Source organism: Chelativorans sp. ZYF759 (assembly GCF_012911015.1).
GTDB lineage: Bacteria > Pseudomonadota > Alphaproteobacteria > Rhizobiales > Rhizobiaceae > ZYF759.
This window is the reverse complement of sequence record NZ_WVVV01000010.1, coordinates 120,755-127,602: the sequence shown is the minus strand read 5'-3', so window position 1 is coordinate 127,602 and position 6,848 is coordinate 120,755. Positions and strand designations below refer to the sequence as shown.

Here is a 6,848-nt window from a genome sequence, read left to right as displayed (position 1 = left end):
GAAACGCATACCGGGCGTTATCGCCCAAGCGATGAGCTGCTCGCTTTCCTCGAAACGCTCTGATTATGCCGAACTGCCGCATGGCCGACAGCAGACGCAACGGCCGCCGAACTCGGCCATGCGGCATAATCCAGCTTACGGCATAATGACCGAGTTCGTGCAATGCTGTCCTGTGCCAGTCGATTGGCTCGAAAAAGGCCTGGGGTGGCGGCACCCTGATGTGATCGGTGCGCACTTCATAATAGGCCCGGTCGCCGCCGATGCGGATGTCGGCGCCGGTCGCCTCGATCAGTTCCCTCGCCCTCGGCAAAATGAGATCCTGATTGACCGGAGGTGCCGTGACGGTCAATTCAACCGGCAGGTCTTCGCACTGATCGATGTTGAATACGGTGAAGCGTTTGAGGAAGGGGATGGCACGCGCCTCATTGCCGTCGCGTCGTGCACGCTCACGCTCGTCCTTTGGCACGAAACGGTCGGCATAGACGATTGTCGTGCCGCGCTCGCCCTTGCGGACATGACCGCCGATTGCGCGGGCCTGGCGAAAGGTCAGCCAGGCCTGGGTGGAGTGGCCGCCCTCGATTGCGGCGCCCCACAGCAGCAGGATGTTGATGCCGGAATATGGCCGGCTCGTCGTGGCGTTTCTGGGCATGGCCACACCGATGCCGCTGCCATCCGAGCGCCAGGGCCTGACCCAGGGCACGTGGCCCTGCTCCAGCTCGCCGATGATCTTTGCCGTGATCTCTTCATAGAGCGATCCCCGCTCCGCAGCGCCCCGACCAGCTGCCCGTTCCGCTTTAGTTGTCATGGTGATGTCTCCGTGGCGGGCCGCCAGGAGCCTCTCTCCCAGCACCAAAACCCGTCACGGCGACAGCCGCCTTCCTCTCACTCTGATCGACTGACTACGAAAACCCGCAGCGTTCCCAGTCCACCATCAACCGGGATGCAGGCCCTTGACGGACACAACAGCTCTACGCTGACGCCAGCCATGCGGAAGCCGACCGACGCTTTTCGCGCGGCCACCCGATTTGTTCCCGAACTCCTGGCCCAAAAATCCGGTGACGATGAAGCCCTCGCATCCAAGGAGGGTTTTTCATGTCGAAGAAGAGTTTTAACGCGGCGCCCATTTCTCCGCCCCTTCTCATCATTGTCGCTGGCGAAAAGGGTGGGGTCGGCAAATCGCTCACTTCGCTGGCGATCGCCGACACGTTCAGGCTCAACGAGGAGCCGCTGTCGATCATGCAGGTCGACAGCCAGGCACGACTGGCGGCGGCGCTCAGGCAAGAGATCGTCACGATCCGCGTCGACCACAAGCTCGCCAGGCGCGATCCGGCCGCAAGCGCGCGGGCCTATACTCCGATCTACGAGGCCATAGCAGCCATACCCGAAACCGGCCGCTCGGTGCTGGTCGATGTCGGCGCGAATGAGGCGGCAGGTCTCGCCCATTGGATGGGGCTGGTCGATCTGGCCAGCGATCTCGCCGACTGGTATATCCCGACACTGCTCGCCGTCCCGTATCTGGCCGAGGGCGAAGCAATCCGTCAGGCCGGGCGGACAGTCGAGTTGCTGGCGGCGCAGCTCGGTTCGCCTCGGCTTGTGCTCGTGGAAAACGAGCGCGACGGGCAGATTGCCGATCTCCATCCGGCCTCCGATGCACTTGCTACCCACCGCAGGATTGTCGCGCCGCTCCTTAAGCAGGCGGATCTGATCCACATGCCACTCGTCGAGGCGGGAAGCTGGCGACCATTTGAGGCGGCCGGCTGCCGTCCCATCGACGTCGCTGCATTGGAGGTGGCCGACGTGATGCGGGTCACTGGCCTGCCCAGGCCCGAAGCCAAGATCGTGCGCGGCGATGTGGCGGCGTGGCTGTCCGAGATGCTCGACGGGATTTCGAAGGTGATCGCGTTTGGGCGGGAGGACCGGGCATGAGCGTCTCGTCAATTTCCGAAACGGTAAGCGAAGGCGCCGCCGCACGGCTGGAGCTTGCCGAGGAACTCGCAAGCGCTTTTCGAAGCGACCCCGGTAGCTTCGAGCCGCGCCGCCTCGAGCGGTTGGGAAGATCGGGCCTCGCCTGTTTCCTGCGCCATGTCGGGTCGGCAGCACCGGAAGCGGGCCTCGACGCCGCCCCACCTTCCGCCGGTACCCGAAACCAGCAGCGCACGGCCGGCCGCTACGGCGCCGCCGGCTGGACCGGACAGCGCACAAGCGAGCGCCATTACGGGATTGCCGGAACGTTGTTGGGCCTTCGTGCTGGGGCAGGTACTGCGGCCGCCGGCCTCCTGTTCCTGCTTCTCACCGAGCGTGTTCTGCCCCTCATCGAAAGGTCGTTGTCATGAGCCCGTTTTTCGAGCGCCACTCGGCGTGGCCGGCCTGGCTCGGTGCCATTACGGCCGCTGCCGGTGCCATAGTCCTTGCTGCGCTTGTCTGTTTCGAACTGATGCCCCCCGTTATTTTGGATCGCGAGGGCAATCCATTGCCTATCACGCTGATCTCTTTCGCGACCGAGATGGTCGAATTCGGCCGACGCCGGTGCGGCTCCGGATGGGTGCCGGACCCGGCCTGCTGGGGTTCGGCCATCATCGAATCCATATCCCACCCGGCTGCATTCGGCGTCCTCCTGCCGAGGCTTGTGATCGTCGTCGCAGCCGCGATCGTGGCCGGCTGGGTCGCACTCGACCGGATTTCCTTCTCCACCCCGGACCGCGACCGGCTGACCCATCTGCGGGGCCGGAAACTCCGACACGACTGGGACGGGCGGCAGTCCCTGCGCCGGCACCTCGCCCGCTCTGGCCGTCCCGAACGCGACAGCCTCTGGCTCGTTCCGCATGTCCAGCTGAACCGCGCCAGTGAGAGCCAGAACATCCTGGCTATCGGCACGCAGGGGTCTGGCAAGACGGCGCTGCTGCGCGGCTGGCTTGAACAGATGATCAAGCGCGGGGACCGGGTAGTGATCCATGATGTGAAGGGCGACTTCCTGGAAGGGCTGCCCGCCGACCGCTTCATTCTCTGGGCGCCGCATGATGCACGCTCGGCGGGTTGGGATATCGCCGCTGATATATCTGATCGGGCGGCAGCGCTCGAATTCGCGACACTTGCGGTAAAGGGCGCCGAACACGACGCCATGTGGGCCGACGGCGCGCGCGCTCTCTGGGCCGATGCCATCATGTCGCTGATGGCCGATCATGGCGAGAGCTGGACGATTGCCCAGCTCTACGAGCTCCTGACCTCATCGCCGGAGATTTTCCGGGAGACGCTGGAACGGTCCGGGGCCGCGAGCGCCGAACTGATCGCCTTTGACGACGATGGCGGCGTCCAGCGGACCAGCATGAGTCTCCTCATCACGCTCTGGGTAGCTGCCCTCACATCGCTGAAGCCACTCGCCGATGCGTGGGCGGACGTACCGGCAAAACGCCGCTTCAGTGTGCGCGACTGGCTCGACGCTGGCACCAAGCTCCCACCCGTGCTCATCATCCAGAAATCAGCGGAGTATCCTGCGCTCTCCTCGCTTGCCGGTGCGCTGCTGGTCGAGCGGTTGGCCGGGACGGTGCTTGCACCGGGTCGCTCCCTCGATCCAACCCGAAGGTTGGCGTTGGTCCTAGACGAGTTCGCTGAGTTGGGCCGGCTCCAGAAACTTCCAAATCTTCTTTCAGTCGGACGGGAGTTTGGCGTGGTGGCCGTCGCCGCCGTCCAGGATCTGGGACAGCTGGTCGCGACCTATGGCGAAACCACCGCAAGAGCACTCGAGGCACGCTTCGGCATCAAGGTGGTGCTGAAGCTCGCCGCCGGCGACACGGCCGAGCGCGTCTCAAAGGTGCTGATCGGCGAAAGGCTCGTCGAATATGTCGAGGAGCGGCCGGCTGGCGCGCCGCCCGGCTGGATCCCGCAGATCAAGCGAGAAACGCATCCTGTGGTGCCCCCGGAGCGGCTCGATGCCGATCTCGGCGTGCGGCCGTTCAGGAAGGCGGCACTGATCCGCTGCCTGGTCGCGGGTCTCGGCGATCCGGCCATGATCGACGTGCCGGTCACGGGCTGGCCGCGACGTCGCGATGCCAGTCGCCGCGCATCATGGCTGGGCGGGCCGGGCGGAAAGGCGCACGCGGAAGCGGCAGCCGGCCCGCATCCCGACCCGGATCGATCCTGATGGTGATGGGGGCTGCTTGTCATGGTCGCGACCATCGCCGCCGGCACCACGGCCGGATACTATCTTGCGCAGTCGGAGTATTATCTTGGCGGCTCCGAGCCGCCGGGACAGTGGATCGCTGGAAGTTCCGTTCTTGGGATCGGTTCGGGAAGCGCGGTCAAACGCGATCTCTTCGAGCGGCTTCATGCCGCGCTGGACGAGCATGGCAGGCCGTTGCTGACTAATGGCGGACGGATCGACCGGGTGCCGGGCTATGACATGACGTTTTCCGCGCCGAAATCGGTCTCCGTGCTGTGGGGGCTTGTCGATGGTCCGCTGAAACAGGACATCGAGAGTGCGCAGGCGGAAGCCGTGAAGGCCGCGATCGCGCTTCTGGAACGCAATGCCGCCTGGTCACGCCGGGGTCACGGCGGCACGCGTTCTGAAAAGGTGAAGCTGAGCGTCGCTGCCTTCCAGCATGGAGAGGCGCGGCCCGCTGTCCATGAAGACGGCTCGATCTTTGCCGATCCGCAGCTTCATACCCATGCCGTTATTCTGAACCTTGCCGCGCGCGAGGATGGAACTGTCGGCACGCTCGACGGACGACGACTGTTCGCCTGGAAAATGGCCGCGGGCGCGGCCTACCATCTTGAACTCGCCTCGCGGCTTCAGCGGCTGGGCCTGGCCATCTGCAACATCGGCAAGAACGGCACCTTCGAGATCGAGGGTGTCGATTCTGATATCTCTCGGTTCTTTTCCGCGCGGCGCGGGGAGGTCGAAGCCCTGCTGGACGAGGCGGGAGCAGCCAGCGCAACCGCCCCGGCCCTTGCCGCGACGATTGCGAAGACGTCGCGATCGGCGAAATCAACTTTGGCTCGCGCCGATCGCCATTCGCACTGGCACGAGCGCGCCGCCGCGCGGGGCGTGGCGGCCGACAGGCTCGCCGAAACGGTTCTGAACGCCGGCCAGCATCAGAGTGAAGCCATTGCTGATCTCGCCGCCCAGCCCTGGCGCGAACGGCTCAAGACGCTGGCCGACGAACTTACCCAAAACCAGTCCTTCTTCGACCGCCGCCAGCTTGTCGCCGCGACGGCAACAGCCCTCGTTGGCTCGGGTCGCATGGCGGCGGAAGCAGAGGAAAATGCCGACCGGCTGATCGCCGACGGCGTCATCGTCGAATTACGCCCCGATGCCGTGGGCGAACGGCGCTATTCGACGCCCGACATGATCCGCATCGAGCGAGAGATCCTCGCCATGGCAACGCGGCTTGCAGCGAGCGATGGCCGCCGGCCCGATCTCGACCTCTTGTCGAAGTTCGCCGCCGAACACGGGCTTAGCGGTGAACAGGCTGAGGCGATCCTGTCGGTCTCTCGACAGGGCCGCGCAGCCGCCATGGAAGGTGCTGCCGGTTCCGGCAAGACCACGACACTCCTGCCGCTCGTTCGAGCCTGGCAGGCGGCCGGCTGCACCGTCATCGGATCGGCGACCGCCTGGCGTATCGCCAACCAGCTCGGCGGCGATCTCGGCATCGATGCGCGGGCAACCGATTCCTGGATTGCGCGTGGAAAAGCCGGCAAGAGCTTCGCCGATGCCAACACAGTGATGATCGTCGATGAGGCGGGGCAGCTGTCGAGCCGGCAGATGCACGCGCTGCTCTCGGATACTGATGCGTCTGGTGCCAGCCTCGTGCTCGTGGGCGACCGCAGGCAGCTGCAGCCGGTCGGCGCCGGTGGCGCGCTGTCGATCGTCGCCCGCGCCGTCGAAGTGGCAGAGGTCCGCCGCGTCGTGCGGCAGCGAGACCCATGGGCGCGATCTGCTGTCATGACACTTGCCGAGGGTCGCACTGCCAGCGCCCTGAAAGCCTATGAGCGCAACGGACAGCTCCACTATGGGGAGACGCAGCGCGCGACGATCGAAGCGCTGGTGGATGCGGCGGAAGCCGTTAGGCTTGATCAGCCAGCAAGCCCGCCGCTGATCATGGCTCGCACCAATGCCGAGGCCCGCAGGATCAATGCTGAGATCCGCAAGCGCCGACTGGAAAGGGGCCTCCTGTGGGGCGATGAGGTGATCCTGCCGGCTGTCACGCCATCCGGCCATACCCATGATCTTCACCTTGCTGCCGGCGACGAGGTCCGTTTCCTAATCCGCGACGACCGCCTCGGCGTCGTCAACGGGACCGTTGCCACGCTCGTTTCGGTCGAGCGGCATGAGGGCGATATGATGCTCGCGGCGCGCATTGGCGAGCGGGAGGTGGAATTCGCCGCTTCTGAACTCGCCGACGAACAGGGCCGGGTCCGCCTCGGCCATGCCTATGCCTCGACCATCTATGGCGCCCAGGGGCTGACCACCGAGAACGCGTTCGTCCTCCTCGATCCGCTCGCCGACCGTCACGACACCTATGTCGCGCTGTCGCGCGCTCGCGGCGCTACGCGGGTGTTCGTGGACAGGAAGGGAGTTGACGCTGCCATGCGCGACAGTCGGCAGCTGTCGCGGCGTGACGCCGTGAATGAGGTGAAAGACGAGGATCGAACCAAATGGCTTGGCCGACAACTGTCGCGCGCCTCGATAAAGGGCACCACGCTCGACCTGGTCGAGACAGGTGACGCTGCGCCAAAGAAGCGGTCTCGCCAAACCTCACATGAACGCCGCCTTCCGGCATTGGAAGTCGAACGATAGTCGCGCTTGCGCATGACGGCATGGCATGCCGCTGAATGCTCCGCTTTTTTTGAGC

The 6,848-nt window shown here is 65.2% G+C and carries 5 protein-coding genes; 4 read left to right on the top strand and 1 reads right to left on the bottom strand.

Features of this window, described 5'->3' with window-relative positions:
- The coding region (locus tag GRZ55_RS16570; protein WP_169288062.1) for an ArdC family protein at nucleotides 1–805 on the bottom strand (805 nt) is incomplete at its 3' end.
- 287 nt (nucleotides 806–1,092) lie between these two features.
- On the opposite strand from GRZ55_RS16570, the gene GRZ55_RS16565 reads away from it, so the two are divergent.
- From GRZ55_RS16565 to mobF, 4 genes are read left to right on the top strand one after another with little or no spacing between them, the layout of a single operon-like run.
- A complete protein-coding gene (locus tag GRZ55_RS16565) occupies nucleotides 1,093–1,926 on the top strand; it encodes a hypothetical protein (RefSeq protein ID WP_169288061.1) in 834 nt (277 codons plus the stop codon).
- Complete coding sequence (locus GRZ55_RS16560; protein WP_169288060.1) at nucleotides 1,923–2,333, top strand: hypothetical protein; 411 nt, start codon at nucleotides 1,923–1,925, stop codon at nucleotides 2,331–2,333. Before GRZ55_RS16565 ends, GRZ55_RS16560 begins: the two co-directional genes overlap by 4 nt.
- Complete coding sequence (locus tag GRZ55_RS16555; RefSeq protein ID WP_169288059.1) at nucleotides 2,330–4,138, top strand: type IV secretion system DNA-binding domain-containing protein; 1,809 nt, start codon at nucleotides 2,330–2,332, stop codon at nucleotides 4,136–4,138. The genes GRZ55_RS16560 and GRZ55_RS16555 overlap by 4 nt, the downstream gene beginning before the upstream one ends.
- A 21-nt stretch (nucleotides 4,139–4,159) precedes the next feature.
- On the top strand, nucleotides 4,160–6,793 hold the full coding sequence (mobF, locus tag GRZ55_RS16550; RefSeq protein ID WP_169288058.1) for a MobF family relaxase: 2,634 nt from the start codon (nucleotides 4,160–4,162) through the stop codon (nucleotides 6,791–6,793).
- The last annotated feature ends 55 nt before the right edge of the window (nucleotides 6,794–6,848 follow it).